We start from the raw sequence: 14,397 nt of genomic DNA, 5'->3' as shown, positions 1-14,397 counted from the left end.
CTTTATTTGATTCGAAGGTAGCTACCGCCGGCGATACCGGCCACGTAGCCCTGCAGCTCCAACACCAGCAACATCGAGGAGACCTCTTCGACCGTCCAAGTACCTGCGTGCACCAAAGCATCTACCGTTGTGGGGCTATACGGAATCAAATTCAATAGATTTTGTTGTTCCAGGTCAAGCACAGTCTGCGCCGATTCCGGCTCGGTTCGCATACTTTGTTGATTATATTGGCCTAATTCTTCAAAAATATCCTCGACGGTCTCCACCAGTTTCGCACCTTGCCGAATCAGGGCATTGCAGCCGCGTGCCAGCGGGTTATGGATCGAACCCGGAATCGCAAACACCTCCCGATTCTGCTCCAGCGCCAGCCGCGCCGTGATCAGCGACCCGCTCTGCTGCGCCGCCTCCACCACCAGCAAGCCCAGGCATAGGCCGCTGATGATGCGATTCCTGAGCGGGAAATGACTGGCCTTGGCGCCGGTGCCGGGCGGAAATTCGGACACCAAAGCGCCGTGCTCGACGATTTGCGTGGCCAAGTCCTTGTGCCGGGCCGGATATACCCGGTCCAGCCCGGTGCCGGCCACGGCAACGGTACGGCCGTTGGCGTTCAAAGCCCCTTGGTGGCTGGCGGCATCGATGCCCAACGCCAAACCGCTGGTAATGACCAACCCGGCGGCCGCCAGCGTTTCGGCAAATTGCAGCGCGGTACTGACCCCGACCGGGGACGGATTGCGACTGCCGACGATCGCCAATTGCGGCTCGGCCAATACGGCCGGATCGCCTTTGACGAACAGCACCGGCGGCGGCCGGTCGATTTCTTTCAATTGGGGAGGATAGTCCGGATCCCGCAGCGTAAACGCATGGTTACCGGTTTGTGCCAGCCAAGCCAGATCCGTTTCGACGGCCTGCCAGTCGGGCGCTTGCAACACGGAGATTAACTTGTCGCTGATTCCGAGAGCGCCAAGGCTGGCGCGGGAGGCGGTAAAAATAGCTTCAGGTTGAAAATGCTCCAGCAAGCGTTGAATCGTTCCGCCGCCGATGCCCGGCATGCGCAACAAGGCCAACCAGTATTTCAGCTCGGAATCGCGCGCCAGGTCCAATTCAGTCAACCGATCGAGCCGCTCGCCCCGGAGCACTTAGGATCAGGTCGCGCCATACCGTAAAGGTCAAGGCGTCTGCACCCGGTCCAAGGTGTGCATCGCGGCCGACGCTTTCATCACCAAGGCATAGCTGACCCGCTCGAAGGTCCGGAACACCATCAGTTCGCCGGCCAGCTCGTCCGGCATTTTCACAGCAACCCCTTCCGGAGACCGGTAGCGGTCCACCAAGAAGTTACCGCGCCGGTAAACGTCGAATACATGGCCGACTTCGATACCGTCGGCCGTTCCTTTATCGATCACCACCACGTCGTGCTGGCCGATCTGGGATACGCCGCCCATCACCCGGATAATACTGCCGACGATTTGTTTTTCCGGCGGCCGCGGGAAGTAGTTCAACGCCAATTCGCCTTCGGACGTCAGCATCAAGCGGTCGCCGCGCTGAACCTCCATATCCGATTTATTGATGAGCAGCGTCGCCGGATCGCCGGGCTGTTGCAACGTGGTATCGGCAATGAACTGCGCCTCGTAACCCAAAATCTCTTTGGTAACCGGGCTGATGTAAGGTTTGCCCTGCCGGTAGATCGTATAACCCAAGCCCTGTGGCTCCTCGATCGCCCGCACGTAAACCCCGTCGCCAGCACCGGCGATCAGATGCTCGCCAACAAAACCGATCACGTAGGGCGCACGATGCAATTCATCGGCCGTCACCACTTTCGGCGAATTCAGAAACTGGATAATCGCATCACTCGGCACCATCCGTATGGCTTGTTCGACCGAAGATTCGCGAACCCGTGGCAACAGTTTTTCTTCAGTTGCATCGCCCGGAGCGAAACTTAACCTGGGTTTGCCATCAACATAAGAAAAGTACAAAGTATCACCCGGATAAATCCAGTGCGGGTCTTTAACTTGCGGATTGTTATGCCAGAGCTCGGGCCATTGCCAAGGGTGTTGCAAAAACTTGCCGGAGATATCCCACAGCGTGTCGCCTTTTACCACCGTGTATTGGTCGGGATGATTGGGGTTGATCTGCAATTCGTCGGCGCGTGCAGTTGCCGCGGCCAACAACGAAAATGCAATACCCAGAGCGGTGCGAAGCAACATATATCTATCCTGCCGAAGCCAGTAACGTGTTCGATCCGATCTCTAACAGCCGAAACCGGGTGTAGTATGAGCCGGCCGGCGCTATCGCCGCCGGCCGCCAATAGAATTTGCCGCACAGTTTAGATGAATTGACGCAGATTGCCAGCAGACGCGGCGGCTCGCCAACCTGGCCTTCGCCGGCCGCTGCATGCAAACCCAAGCTGATTTCGGATAAAATCGTCAGCATTGATTTCAGCAATTCGGAGTAAGGCGTGAGTATTCTTACGATTTTGGAGTTCCCCGACAAACGCTTGCGCACGGTCGCCAGCGAGGTGGAGCAAGTCGACGACAGCATCAGAAAACTGGTCGACGACATGATCGAAACCATGTATTCGGCCAAGGGCGTCGGCCTGGCCGCAACCCAGGTCAACGTCCATAAACGCGTGATCGTGATGGATGTCTCCGAAAACAAAGACAATCCAATCTGCCTGATCAACCCGCAAATCGTCGAACGCGACGGCGTTGAAGAATCCGAAGAAGGCTGCTTGTCCGTACCCGGCTTCTTCGAAAAAGTCAGCCGCGCCGAACAGATCAAAGTCAAAGCGCTCGATCGTAACGGCGACAGTTTCGAACTCGAAGCCCGCGACTTGTTGGCGGTTTGCATCCAACACGAAATGGACCATCTGGAAGGTAAGCTGTTCGTCGATTACCTGTCGGCATTCAAGCGTAACCGAATAAAATCCAAACTGGATAAGATCCACCGCTCACAGGGCGTATAAGGACAACCATGAAAATCGTTTTTGCCGGCACCCCGGAATTCGCGGTGCCAACGTTGCAAACCCTGATAGATTCGCCGCACGAAGTTGTCGCCGCCTATACCCAACCGGACCGGCCGGCCGGCCGCGGCCGTAAATTGACGGCCAGCCCGATCAAAGATTTGGCGTTGACGGCCGGCATCCCGGTCGCCCAGCCGGAAAACTTCAAAACCGCCGAAGCCATCCAAGCCTTGGCCGATTTAAAGCCCGAGTTGCTGGTTGTGGTCGCCTACGGCCTGATTTTGCCGCAAGCGGTGCTCGATATTCCCAAGTTCGGCTGCATCAATGTCCACGGCTCATTATTACCGCGCTGGCGCGGCGCGGCACCGATCCATCGTGCCGTGATGGCCGGCGATGCCAAAACCGGCGTCACGATCATGAAAGTCGTCAAAAAACTCGATGCCGGCGATATGCTGCTCAAGCTGGAATGCCCGATCAGTGCCGACGCCACCTCCAGCGAATTGCACGACCGCCTGGCCGAACTCGGCGCCCAAGGTTTGCTGCAAGTGGTGGACATGATTGAACGCGGTGCGTTGCAAGCCGAAGCTCAGGACGAGAGCCTGGTCACCTATGCCCATAAGCTGGAAAAACAGGAAGCGTTAATCGATTGGCGACAATCGGCGGTCGAACTGGACCGAAAAATTCGCGGCCTCAACGCCTGGCCGGTAGCGCAAACCACCTTTTCCGGCCAGATCTTGCGCGTTTGGCGCAGCGAAGTCTTGGAGAAGGCGGCGACCTTAGCGCCCGGCGCGATAGACAGTTCGGCGCAAGCCCTGGACGTCGCTACCGGCGACGGCATGCTTCGGTTACTGGAAGTGCAACTGCCAGGCGGCAAGCGTATCAACGGCAAGGATTTTCTGAACGCGCATCCTGCCGCCGGCGTCGTACTCGGCTTATGAATCTTCGCGGCTGCGCGGCGCAAATTTTGGCCAAGGTCATCGGCGACGGCCAGTCGCTGACCGCCGCCCTGGAGCACGGCTTGCCCAAGCTGAAAGACAGCAAAGACAGGGCCTTCGTCCAAGCCTTATGCTACGGCGTGGTGCGCCATTATTACGCACTGGATTTCGCGTTAGGCAAACTGCTCGGCAAACCGCTAAAAGCCAAGGACGCCGACATCAAAACCCTGCTGCTGGTCGGCCTCTACCAATTGCAACACATGCGGGTCAAACCGCACGCCGCCGTCTCGGAAACCGTCGCCGCCACCAGCCACAAACCTTGGGCCAGAGGCTTGGTCAACGGCATACTCCGGCAGTATTTACGCGACGCAGACAACTTGTTGCAAGCCGCAGACCGGGATCAACAGGCCCGACTCAACCATCCGCAATGGATTATCGACGCGCTGTGCCGCGACTGGCCCGAACGCCACGAAAAAATTCTGCACGCCAACGACCAAGCCGCACCGATGTTTTTGCGGGTCAATCAACGGCAGACCAGTCGCGAAACCTACCTGGACCAATTGGCGGCGCAAGGCATTGCCGGGCAGCCGGTCGATTGCTGCGATACGGCGATTCGTCTGGATCAGGCCGTGGCGGTCGAGCAATTGCCCGGCTTCAGCGACGGCCGGGTCTCGGTACAGGACAGCGCCGCGCAACTGGCAGCCGAACTCCTCGACGCCCAAGCCGGCGACTGGGTACTGGACATGTGCGCGGCACCTGGCGGCAAGACCGCAGCGATTCTGGAACGGCAACCGGCATTGACCGGACTAATGGCGATCGACGTCGACGCCCAGCGCCTGCAACGGGTCGAGGAAAATCTGGCCCGGCTGCATTTGCAGGCCGAAACCTTGGTGGCCGACGCCGGAAACCCCGCCGATTGGGCCGATCCACGCCGTTTTCAGCGAATTTTGCTGGACGCTCCCTGCTCCGGTTTCGGCGTAATCCGCCGCCACCCGGACATCAAATTGCTGCGTCGACCGGATGACATAGCGGTATTGCAGGCCACGCAAGCCAAAATCCTGCAGGCCGCATGGCAACTACTCACTCCCGGCGGCGTTCTACTTTACGCTACCTGCTCGGTGCTGAAAGTCGAAAACGAGCAGCAAATCGCCGCGTTTCTGGCGACCCAAACCGACGCCGAAGAACTGACGATAGACGCTCATTGGGGCCTGGCCCGCCCGCACGGCCGGCAAATCTTGACCGGAGAACGGCAAATGGACGGCTTTTATTATGCCAAGCTGCGCAAAGCGGTTTAGCCCCGGCCTGTTTGCGCTATGCCTGGCCCTGGGCTCGACGCCGGCCTGGGCCGGTGACTACGCCGCCCGGATAGAATACGCCGAACTACAAACCGAAGGCGATGCGGCGACCATCGCCAGCCAGATCGAGTATCGACTGAGTCCCGTCGCCAAAGAGGCGCTGGACAAAGGCGTGCCGTTAACTTGGGATGTGATCATGGAATTGCGCGAACCGGGCTGGCTGTGGGACAGCGTGGCCTATCGCAGCAAGCAGCGCTACCGGCTGCAGTTTCACGCACTATTGAACCAATACGCGGTGCAAACCCCGCAAAACCACAGCGAGATGTTTTTGACCCTGAGCGCCGCGCTGCATTTCATGGCCAGCGTGCGCGACCAACAACCGATCCCGGCCGCCGCACTGCAAACCGACCGCTACTACCAACTGGCGGTGCGTAGCGAGTTCAAACGCGAGGCGTTGCCAATCCCGTTGCGCCCGGTGGCGTATCTGGATCACCGCTGGTTTCTTTCCAGCCATTGGAGCTTATGGCCTATTCAAAAATGAAACTGCCGGCCAGCGCATCCATCGTCATACTGTTCGGTTTCGTGCTGTTATCGCTGCAACTGATGAGCAGCGCCACCCAGGAGTCTTCGGAACTCGGCGAGCTCTATTCCTGGCTGCTGGTGATCAACACTTTGGGCTCGATCATTCTGCTGGGCCTCGTCGTCGTCAACGCCTACTCGCTGGTCCGCGAACTGAAGAAGAAGGAAGCCGGCTCGAAACTCACCACGCGCATGGTCTCGCTATTCGTGTTGTTGGCGCTGGCACCAGCCGCAATCGTGTTCTACTTCTCGGTGCAATTCCTGCACCAAGGTATCGACAGTTGGTTTAACGTCGAAATCGACCGGGCCATGGACGACGCGCTGGAACTGAGCCAGTCGGCGATGAATCAGCGCATGAATTGGCACATCAAGCAAACCAAGCAAATGGCCGAGCATTTGCAGCACAAATCAGAAACGCTGATTGCATTGGAAGTCGGTTCGTTGTGGCGCGAATCGGGGGCGCTGGAACTGGCGGTATTCAACAACCAGGGCCGAATTCTGGCCTCCAGCAGCATCAACCCCAGCGACATTCTGCCGCATTTGCCCGACGAGCAAATCTGGCTGCAGTTGAAACAGAACAAGGAATATTTTGCCTTCGATCCCGGCGACAACGACGAAATGTTGGTGCGCATCATCGTCGCGATCGAAGCCGACCAAAGCCGGTTTCTCCAGGTTTTGTATCCGATTCCGGTGCGGGTCACCGATTTGGCCGATTCGATCGAATTCGCCTTCATTCGCTACCAGGAAATGAATTTCCTGCGCGATTCGCTGAAAACCAGTTTTTCGCTGATCCTGCTGCTGGTGCTGCTGTTGAGCATGCTGGCGGCGATCTGGGTGGCCTTTATCAGCATCCGCAACATCGTCGCTCCGGTCAGGGAATTGGTAAAAGGCACCCAGGCCGTCGCCGACGGCGATTATCAGCAGCAATTGCCGGTGATGAGCCAGGACGACCTGGGCTTTCTGGTCGAATCGTTCAACCAGATGACCCGGCGCATCGCTCGTTCCCGCGACGAAACCCGCGCCGCCGGCCTGGAGGTGGAAAATCAGCGCGCCTACCTGGAAACCATCCTCGCCAACCTGACCGCCGGCGTAATCAGTTTCGACGCGGCATACTTCATCCGCACTGCAAATCAGGCCGCCTACCGCATTTTGCACATCCCGGTCAGCCATTTCGTCGGCCAGAATCTACCCGCCTTGGCCGAGCTGCATCCCGAGCTGGCCGACGTGTTGACAGCAATCCAAAGCCTGCTGGAAAAAGCCGATGACATCTGGGAGCAGCGCATCGTCTTTCTCGGCCCGAACGGCCGCCAAGAGCTACTGTGCCGCGGTACGCCGCTGTTTTCGCAACACGGCGCCCACACCGGCGCCGTGGTGGTGTTCGACGACGTCACCGATTTGATTCAAGCCCAGAAAAACGCCGCTTGGGGCGAAGTCGCCCGGCGTCTGGCCCACGAAATCAAGAATCCATTGACGCCGATCCAACTGTCCGCAGAACGTTTGCAGCACAAGTTGTCCAAAGAACTGCAGGATGGCTCAGCCGAGTTTCTGCAACGCGGCACCCGCACCATCGTCCAGCAAGTGGAAGCGATGAAACGCATGGTCGACGACTTCTCCGAGTACGCCCGCCCGTCGAAAAAGCAGGTCGAAAAAATCAACCTGGTGGATTTGATCCAGCAGATCACTACGCTGTACCTGCCGTCCGGAATTAGCTTCGCGATGGCCGCCGCCAACCAGCACGTCATTGTCGAAGTCGATCCGGTCAGCATTCGCCAGGTGCTGCATAACCTGATCAAGAACGCACAAGAAGCCACTGGGGAAAAATGCCATATCGCCATTAAAATCGGCAAAGTCACGCGCAATAACACCGATTATGTCGAAGTCGGTTTGTACGACAACGGTAGCGGCCTGAATGCCGATCAGATCGAAACCATTTTCGAACCCTACGTCACCAGCAAATCCAAGGGTACTGGTTTGGGCCTGGCCATCGTCAAAAAAATCGTGGAAGAACACGGCGGCGTGATTTGGGTGGATACGGCATATAATGGCGGCGCGGGCTTTCTGCTCCAGCTACCGGTTTTTGAATTTGGAACGATGCATGAATAAACAAGCGCCCTACATATTGGTGGTCGACGACGAACAGGATATTCGCGAACTGGTGTCGGAGATTTTGGAAGACGAGGGCTATCAAGTCGCGATGGCCGAAAATGCCACGGAAGCGAAGAAACTGAAAAACCAGCGCCAGCCGAATCTGATTTTGTTGGACATCTGGATGCCCGATAGCGACGGCATCACGCTGTTGCGGGAATGGGTCGGCGAAGACAGCTCACTCTGTCCGGTAATCATGATGTCCGGCCACGGCTCGGTCGAGTCGGCAGTCGAAGCCACCCGCCTCGGCGCTTACGATTTTCTGGAAAAACCGTTGTCGATGGCAAAATTGCTATTGATCGTCGAGCGCGCCCTGGAGACCAGTTCCTTGCAGCGGGAAAACGCCGGCCTGAAGCAGCAATTGATGATAGGCGTGGAGCCGGTCGGCAAAAGCGCCGTGGTCGAGCGCACCAAAGACAAACTGAAACGTCTGGCGCAACACGACGCCCGCGTGCTGCTGGTCGGCGAAGCCGGCGTCGGCAAGGAAATGTACGCCCGCTACCTGCACAACAACAGCTCCCGCCGCGACGGCGCCTTTGTCGACGTCTCGGTCGGCAGCATCTCCCCGGAAAACGCGGCGGTCGAATTTTTCGGCCGCGAAGACAACGGCCGGATTTACCGCGGCCTGCTGGAGCAGGCCGACCGCGGCACGCTGTTCCTGGGCGAAATCGGCGGCATGGACCCGGAAACCCAAACCCGTTTGCTCAGTGCTTTGGAATCGAGTTCGTTCCTGCGCGTCGGCGGCAGCCAGGCCGTGCGGGTCGACGTGCGCGTGGTCGCCTCGACCCGAATGGCGCTGGAGGAAGAAGTCAACAGCGGCCGCTTCCGCCAGGACTTGTACTACCTACTGAACGTGGTGACGTTAGAAATTCCGCCGCTGCGCGAGCACAGCGAGGATGTACCGAGTCTGCTGAATTTTTACGTCGATCATTTCGTTGTGCACGAAAAACTGCCGTTCCGCCGTTTTTCGATGGCGGCGCAAAATTATCTGCGCAACTACAGTTGGCCCGGCAATGTCCGAGAATTGCGCAATCTGGTGCAGCGGCTGATGATTCTGGGTGCCGGCGATGACATCGAGTTGGACGAAGTCAAAGCAGCGCTAGGTTCGATTGCCGAGCAGCCCAAACTGGGTTTGAACGTGCCGGAATTTTTCAACCTGCCGCTAAAAGAGGCCCGCGACCATTTCGAAAAATCCTATCTGGAGTACCATTTCGAAAAAAACGGCGGCAGCGTTGCCAAGTTAGCTGCGGCGATCGGCATGGAACGGACCCATTTGTACCGGAAACTGCATTCGCTGAAAATCAAGCTGTAATTGCAACTTGAAGTTAGCGGCCGGTTTAAGTAGAATGCCATGCTTTTACAGCTTCAACCGATTTTAAGAAAGCAACGATGAAAACATTTAGTGCAAAGCCCGCAGAAGTTAAGCGCGATTGGTACGTGATTGATGCAGAAGGAAAGACATTGGGTCGCCTTGCTACTGAAATTGCACGACGTCTTCGCGGCAAACATAAACCAGAATACACCCCGCACGTCGACACCGGCGACTACATCATCGTCGTCAATGCCGAAAAAATCGGCGTTACCGGCAACAAAGAAAAAGACAAAATGTATTACCGCCACACCGGTTATGTCGGCAACATGAAGTCCGCCTCTTTGGGCAAATTGAGACAAACCTTCCCCGACCGCATCATCACTACCGCAGTGCAAGGCATGCTGCCTAAAAACCCACTGGGCCGGGCGATGTTCAAAAAATTGAAAGTGTATGCCGGTCCGGAGCACAATCATCAGTCTCAACAACCTAAAGTTTTAGAATTCTAAGCAGGTAGATAGTTTATGGCAGCTCAATACTACGGAACAGGTCGCCGCAAAAGCTCGGTAGCCCGCGTTTACGCAACGGTCGGCACAGGCAAGTTCATCATCAACAACCGCCCTGTAGACCAATACTTCGGCCGCAAAACCGATGAAATGATCGCCAGACAACCTCTGGAACTGCTGGCAAAATCCGGCGACTTCGACATCAACATCATCGTCTCCGGCGGAGGCCCTTCCGGCCAAGCGGGCGCTATTCGCCACGGCCTGACCCGCGCACTGATGGAATACGACGAATCCCTCCGCTCTCCATTGAGAAAAGCCGGTTACGTGACTCGCGACGCCCGCGAAGTCGAGCGTAAAAAAATCGGTTTGCACGGCGCCAGAAAGCGTCCGCAATACTCGAAACGTTAAGAAACGATCGATCACAAAAAGCCGCACACCAGCGGCTTTTTTTTCGACTGCCGCATAGGCCTCGTCAAACACCCAGCCCCAACTCGCGAAAGCAGAACATACCGGACTTGTTCGGCGCGACCAACGCCGCAGCAGCATTGGCAACCGGTAACTCGACCACCGACCAAGCGTCGATACCCCCGAATTCGCCAGGAATCGCAACAAGCTGTCCGCCCGCTTCCAGCGCAAACTCGCACAAGTCCAAACCTGCCGCAATCCCACGCCCGACCGCCTTAACAAACGCCTCCTTCTTGACCCAGAGACGGTAAAAAGTCGGCAATTGCTGCTCGGTCGGCAACGCCGCCCACTCCCGATATTCCCGCACCGAGAAACAACGCCCGGCGAGCGCATGCAGATTTCGCCCGACTCGCAGACTCTCAACATCAACCCCCAACTCGCCGAGATCGGACACCGCAATCAGCAAATGATCTCCGGAATGGGAAATATTAAAATGCAGCCTTGCTCCGGCTAACGCCGGCTTGCCGTACTCGCCCGACTCGAACACCAATTCCCGCGGCTCGACATCCAAATACCCGGCCAATGTGCAACGCAACAACCCCCGCACCGCAACAAAGCCCTGGCGCCGCTCCGGGCGCTTATACTCTTGGCTCCGCTGTCGCTCCTGATCCGACAATAAGGCATCCCAAAAGGTTAAGGCCTTAGAATCCAGCCCCCTCAACTCGGCATGCCAAACATCAACAAATTGCGCCCGCAAAACATCCCTCATTTTCAAAACCTGTCGCTGCTTACCGCGAAACCAAGCAAAACCCTTGGTTTTCCTTGACGAAATCGGCCAAAGACAGTAGCTTATCCAACCTTTTTTGTAAAATCCGCATTTCACGCTTTGGTTAGCTTTTCGAGGGCATAAAATTGGAACTCAGTGGCGGACAAATTCTTGTCCAATGTCTTAAAGATGAAGGTGTCGAATTTGTATTTGGCTATCCGGGTGGCTCTGTCTTGCACATCTACGATGCCATTTTCCATCAAGACGACGTAAAACACATCCTGGTGCGGCATGAGCAAGGCGCCACCCATTCGGCCGACGCTTACGCGCGCGCGACCGGCAAACCGGGCGTGGTGCTGGTCACCTCCGGCCCGGGTGCGACCAACGCCGTAACCGGCATCGCGACAGCCTATATGGATTCGATCCCGATGGTGATCATTTCCGGTCAGGTGCCGTCGCCGGTAATCGGCAGCGACGCGTTTCAGGAAGTCGATACGGTCGGCATCACTCGCCCCTGCGTCAAACACAACTTCCTGGTCAAGGACGTCAACGACCTGGCTGAAACGATCAAGAAAGCGTTTTACGTGGCCACCACTGGCCGCCCCGGCCCGGTTTTGGTCGACGTACCCAAGGACATCACTGATCCCAATATCAAGATACCTTACAAATATCCGAAAAAAGTCAGTATGCGCTCTTACAACCCGGTGGTTACCGGCCACAAGGGTCAGATCAAACGCGCCGTGGAAATGCTGTTGGGTGCGCAACGACCGATGATTTATTCCGGCGGCGGCGTGATCTTGGGCGAAGCCCATGAAGAATTGACCGAGTTGACCCGGATGCTGGGTTATCCGATCACCAACACGCTGATGGGCTTGGGCGCCTATCCGGCCACCGACAAGCAGTTCGTCGGCATGCTCGGCATGCACGGTACTTACGAAGCCAATATGGGCATGCACGAAGCCGACGTGATTTTGGCGGTCGGCGCCCGCTTCGACGATCGTGTCACCGGCAAACTGGCCGAGTTTTGCCCCTATGCCAAGATCATCCACATCGACGTCGATCCAGCCTCGATCTCAAAAACCGTGAAAGTGGACGTACCGATCGTCGGCGAAGTCAAACCGGTGTTGCAACAAATGATCGAACTGGTCAAGGACAGCAAAACCAAGCCGTCAAAAGCGGCGCTGGAATCTTGGTGGCAATTGATCCAAAGCTGGCGCGACGTCAATTGTCTGGAATACGACCGCGAAAGCCGGATCATCAAGCCGCAATACGTCGTCGAACAGCTATATGAAGTGACCAACGGCGAAGCGTTCGTGACTTCCGACGTCGGCCAGCATCAAATGTACGCAGCGCAGTATTACAAGTTCGACAAACCGCGGCGCTGGATCAACTCCGGCGGCCTGGGCACAATGGGCTTCGGCTTACCAGCGGCAATCGGCGTCAAACTGGCGTTTCCGGATTCCGATGTGGCGTGCATCACCGGCGAGGCCAGCATCCAGATGTGTATTCAGGAACTGTCGACCGCGTTGCAATACAAAACACCGGTCAAGATCATCAACCTGAACAACCGTTACATGGGTATGGTTCGCCAGTGGCAGGAATTTTCTTACCAAAGCCGTTACTCGCACTCGTACATGGACACGATCCCGGATTTCGTCAAACTATCCGAAGCCTACGGCCATGTCGGCATCCGCGTCGAAAAACCGGAAGAAGTGCGCGACGCCTTGAAACAAGCATTCGAAATGAAGGACAGAACTGTGTTCCTCGATTTCATTACCGATAGAACCGAAAACGTATACCCGATGATTGAAGCCGGCAAAGCTCACCACGACATGAAATTGCGCGTCGCGCCCGGCACCCCGGTCGAGAGGGAGTTGTCCTGATGCGCCATATCATCTCCATCTTGATCGAAAACGAATCCGGCGCCCTGTCGCGGGTGGCCGGCCTGTTCTCGGCGCGCGGCTACAACATCGAATCGCTGACCGTCGCCCCGACCGAAGATCCCAGTCTGTCGCGGATGACCCTGGTCACCAGCGGCAGCGACGAGATCATCGAGCAGATCACCAAGCAATTGAACAAACTGATTGATGTGGTCAAATTGATCGATCTGGCCGAGTCGGCCCATATCGAGCGCGAATTGATGCTGGTCAAGATCAAAACCACGCACGACACCCGCGAGGAAGTGAAACGCATGGTCGACATTTTCCGCGGCAAGATCATCGACGTGACGCCGAACAGCTATGTGGTCGAAATGACCGGCCAATCAAACAAACTGGACGCCTTCATTCACGGCTTCGAGGAAGGCAGCATCATCGAAGTGGCGCGTTCCGGACCGACCGGGATTTCCCGCGGCGAGAAAGGCTTACATCTTTAAACGCTAGCGGAGCGCAAACCCACTGCGCTCCGCACGTCGACAGCCAAATACAATTTTTAATTCACACCAAGAGTAACGAGAAACACTATGCAAGTTTATTACGACAAAGACGCCGATCTCTCGATCATCCGCAGCAAAAAAGTTGCCATCATCGGCTACGGCTCGCAAGGCCACGCCCATGCCAACAACCTGAAAGACTCCGGCGTTGACGTCGTGGTCGGCTTGCGCTCCAACTCCGCGTCCGTCGCCAAAGCCACCAACAGCGGCCTGATCGTGAAAGATGTACCGGAAGCCATCGCCGGCGCCGACGTGGTCATGATCCTGACCCCGGACGAATTCCAATCCAAACTGTACAAAGAAGAAATCGAGCCTAACATCAAACAAGGCGCGGCCCTGGCTTTCGCCCACGGTTTCTCCATCCTGTACAACCAAGTCGTACCGCGCGCCGACCTGGACGTGATCATGATCGCCCCGAAAGCGCCGGGCCACACCGTGCGTTCCGAATTCACCAAAGGCGGCGGTATCCCTGACTTGATCGCCGTGCATCAAAACGCTTCCGGCCAAGCCAAAGAATTGTGCTTGTCTTATGCATCCGCGATCGGCGGCGGCCGTTCCGGCATCATCGAAACCACCTTCCGCGACGAATGCGAAACCGACCTGTTCGGCGAACAAGCAGTACTGTGCGGCGGCGCGGTGGAACTGGTCAAAGCCGGTTTCGAAACCCTGACCGAAGCGGGCTACCCACCCGAAATGGCCTACTTCGAGTGCTTGCACGAACTGAAATTGATCGTGGATTTGATGTACGAAGGCGGCATCGCCAATATGAACTATTCGATCTCCAACAACGCCGAGTACGGCGAATACGTCACCGGTCCACGCGTGATCAACGACGAAAGCCGCAAAGCGATGAAGGAAGCCCTGAAAAACATCCAGGAAGGCCGCTATGCCAAGCAATTCATCCAGGAAGGCGCCACCGGCTATCCGGAAATGACCGCACGCCGCCGCCTGAACGCCGAGCACCCGATCGAAACCGTCGGCGCCAAACTGCGGGCGATGATGCCTTGGATCAAAGCCAACCAAATCGTCGACAAAAGCAAAAACTAAGCTTATCGGCTAGGATTAAAGCC

At 56.9% G+C, this 14,397-nt stretch carries 15 protein-coding genes; 11 read left to right on the top strand and 4 right to left on the bottom strand.

What is annotated here, in order from left to right; translation table 11 throughout:
• Window positions 1-2 precede the first annotated feature (2 nt).
• The 3 genes from dprA to ACH518_RS09990 all read right to left on the bottom strand — a co-directional run bounded on the left by dprA (window position 3) and on the right by ACH518_RS09990 (window position 2,427).
• Complete coding sequence (dprA, locus tag ACH518_RS10000; protein ID WP_445372990.1) at window positions 3-1,049, bottom strand: DNA-processing protein DprA; 1,047 nt, start codon at window positions 1,047-1,049, stop codon at window positions 3-5.
• A gap of 117 nt (window positions 1,050-1,166) precedes the next feature.
• Window positions 1,167-2,201, bottom strand: a complete 1,035-nt coding sequence (locus ACH518_RS09995) for a LysM peptidoglycan-binding domain-containing protein (protein WP_445372787.1) — start codon at window positions 2,199-2,201, stop codon at window positions 1,167-1,169.
• A gap of 4 nt (window positions 2,202-2,205) precedes the next feature.
• Window positions 2,206-2,427, bottom strand: a complete 222-nt coding sequence (locus ACH518_RS09990; protein WP_445372786.1) for a hypothetical protein — start codon at window positions 2,425-2,427, stop codon at window positions 2,206-2,208.
• 25 nt (window positions 2,428-2,452) lie between these two features.
• Between ACH518_RS09990 and def the strand changes: the two genes are divergently transcribed.
• The 8 genes from def (at window position 2,453) to rpsI (ending at window position 10,133) form a co-directional block, all read left to right on the top strand.
• Window positions 2,453-2,959, top strand: a complete 507-nt coding sequence (def, locus tag ACH518_RS09985) for a peptide deformylase (protein WP_445372785.1) — start codon at window positions 2,453-2,455, stop codon at window positions 2,957-2,959.
• An 8-nt stretch (window positions 2,960-2,967) separates the two neighbouring features.
• A complete protein-coding gene (fmt, locus tag ACH518_RS09980; protein ID WP_445372784.1) occupies window positions 2,968-3,894 on the top strand; it encodes a methionyl-tRNA formyltransferase in 927 nt (308 codons plus the stop codon).
• Window positions 3,891-5,186, top strand: coding sequence for a 16S rRNA (cytosine(967)-C(5))-methyltransferase RsmB (gene rsmB / locus ACH518_RS09975; protein WP_445372783.1), 1,296 nt, complete (start codon window positions 3,891-3,893; stop codon window positions 5,184-5,186). The genes fmt and rsmB overlap by 4 nt, the downstream gene beginning before the upstream one ends.
• Window positions 5,161-5,727 (top strand): DUF4390 domain-containing protein, encoded by a 567-nt coding sequence (locus ACH518_RS09970; RefSeq protein ID WP_445372782.1) that lies wholly within the window; start codon window positions 5,161-5,163, stop codon window positions 5,725-5,727. Before rsmB ends, ACH518_RS09970 begins: the two co-directional genes overlap by 26 nt.
• Window positions 5,709-7,868 carry an ATP-binding protein gene (locus tag ACH518_RS09965; protein ID WP_445372781.1) on the top strand — a complete coding sequence of 720 codons (2,160 nt, stop codon included), beginning with the start codon at window positions 5,709-5,711 and terminating at the stop codon, window positions 7,866-7,868. The genes ACH518_RS09970 and ACH518_RS09965 overlap by 19 nt, the downstream gene beginning before the upstream one ends.
• Complete coding sequence (locus ACH518_RS09960; protein WP_278212757.1) at window positions 7,861-9,222, top strand: sigma-54-dependent transcriptional regulator; 1,362 nt, start codon at window positions 7,861-7,863, stop codon at window positions 9,220-9,222. Before ACH518_RS09965 ends, ACH518_RS09960 begins: the two co-directional genes overlap by 8 nt.
• 77 nt (window positions 9,223-9,299) lie before the next feature.
• Window positions 9,300-9,728, top strand: coding sequence for a 50S ribosomal protein L13 (gene rplM / locus ACH518_RS09955; RefSeq protein WP_054759837.1), 429 nt, complete (start codon window positions 9,300-9,302; stop codon window positions 9,726-9,728).
• 15 nt (window positions 9,729-9,743) lie between these two features.
• Window positions 9,744-10,133, top strand: coding sequence for a 30S ribosomal protein S9 (gene rpsI, locus ACH518_RS09950; RefSeq protein WP_256609801.1), 390 nt, complete (start codon window positions 9,744-9,746; stop codon window positions 10,131-10,133).
• Between the two features lie 64 nt (window positions 10,134-10,197).
• On the opposite strand, the gene ACH518_RS09945 is transcribed toward rpsI, so the two are convergent.
• On the bottom strand, window positions 10,198-10,899 hold the full coding sequence (locus ACH518_RS09945; protein WP_445372780.1) for a 4'-phosphopantetheinyl transferase family protein: 702 nt from the start codon (window positions 10,897-10,899) through the stop codon (window positions 10,198-10,200).
• A 143-nt stretch (window positions 10,900-11,042) separates the two neighbouring features.
• On the opposite strand from ACH518_RS09945, the gene ACH518_RS09940 reads away from it, so the two are divergent.
• The 3 genes from ACH518_RS09940 (at window position 11,043) to ilvC (ending at window position 14,374) form a co-directional block, all read left to right on the top strand.
• A complete protein-coding gene (locus ACH518_RS09940; protein WP_278212759.1) occupies window positions 11,043-12,779 on the top strand; it encodes an acetolactate synthase 3 large subunit in 1,737 nt (578 codons plus the stop codon).
• Entirely contained in the window at window positions 12,779-13,270 is a 492-nt protein-coding gene (gene ilvN / locus ACH518_RS09935) for an acetolactate synthase small subunit (RefSeq protein ID WP_278212760.1), read from the top strand. The genes ACH518_RS09940 and ilvN overlap by 1 nt, the downstream gene beginning before the upstream one ends.
• A gap of 87 nt (window positions 13,271-13,357) precedes the next feature.
• Window positions 13,358-14,374 carry a ketol-acid reductoisomerase gene (gene ilvC / locus ACH518_RS09930; protein WP_445372779.1) on the top strand — a complete coding sequence of 339 codons (1,017 nt, stop codon included), beginning with the start codon at window positions 13,358-13,360 and terminating at the stop codon, window positions 14,372-14,374.
• Window positions 14,375-14,397 lie beyond the last annotated feature (23 nt).

Source organism: Methylomonas sp. HW2-6, assembly GCF_052474525.1.
The sequence above is the reverse complement of the archived record's forward strand: the minus strand, read 5'-3'. Positions and strand labels throughout refer to the sequence as shown.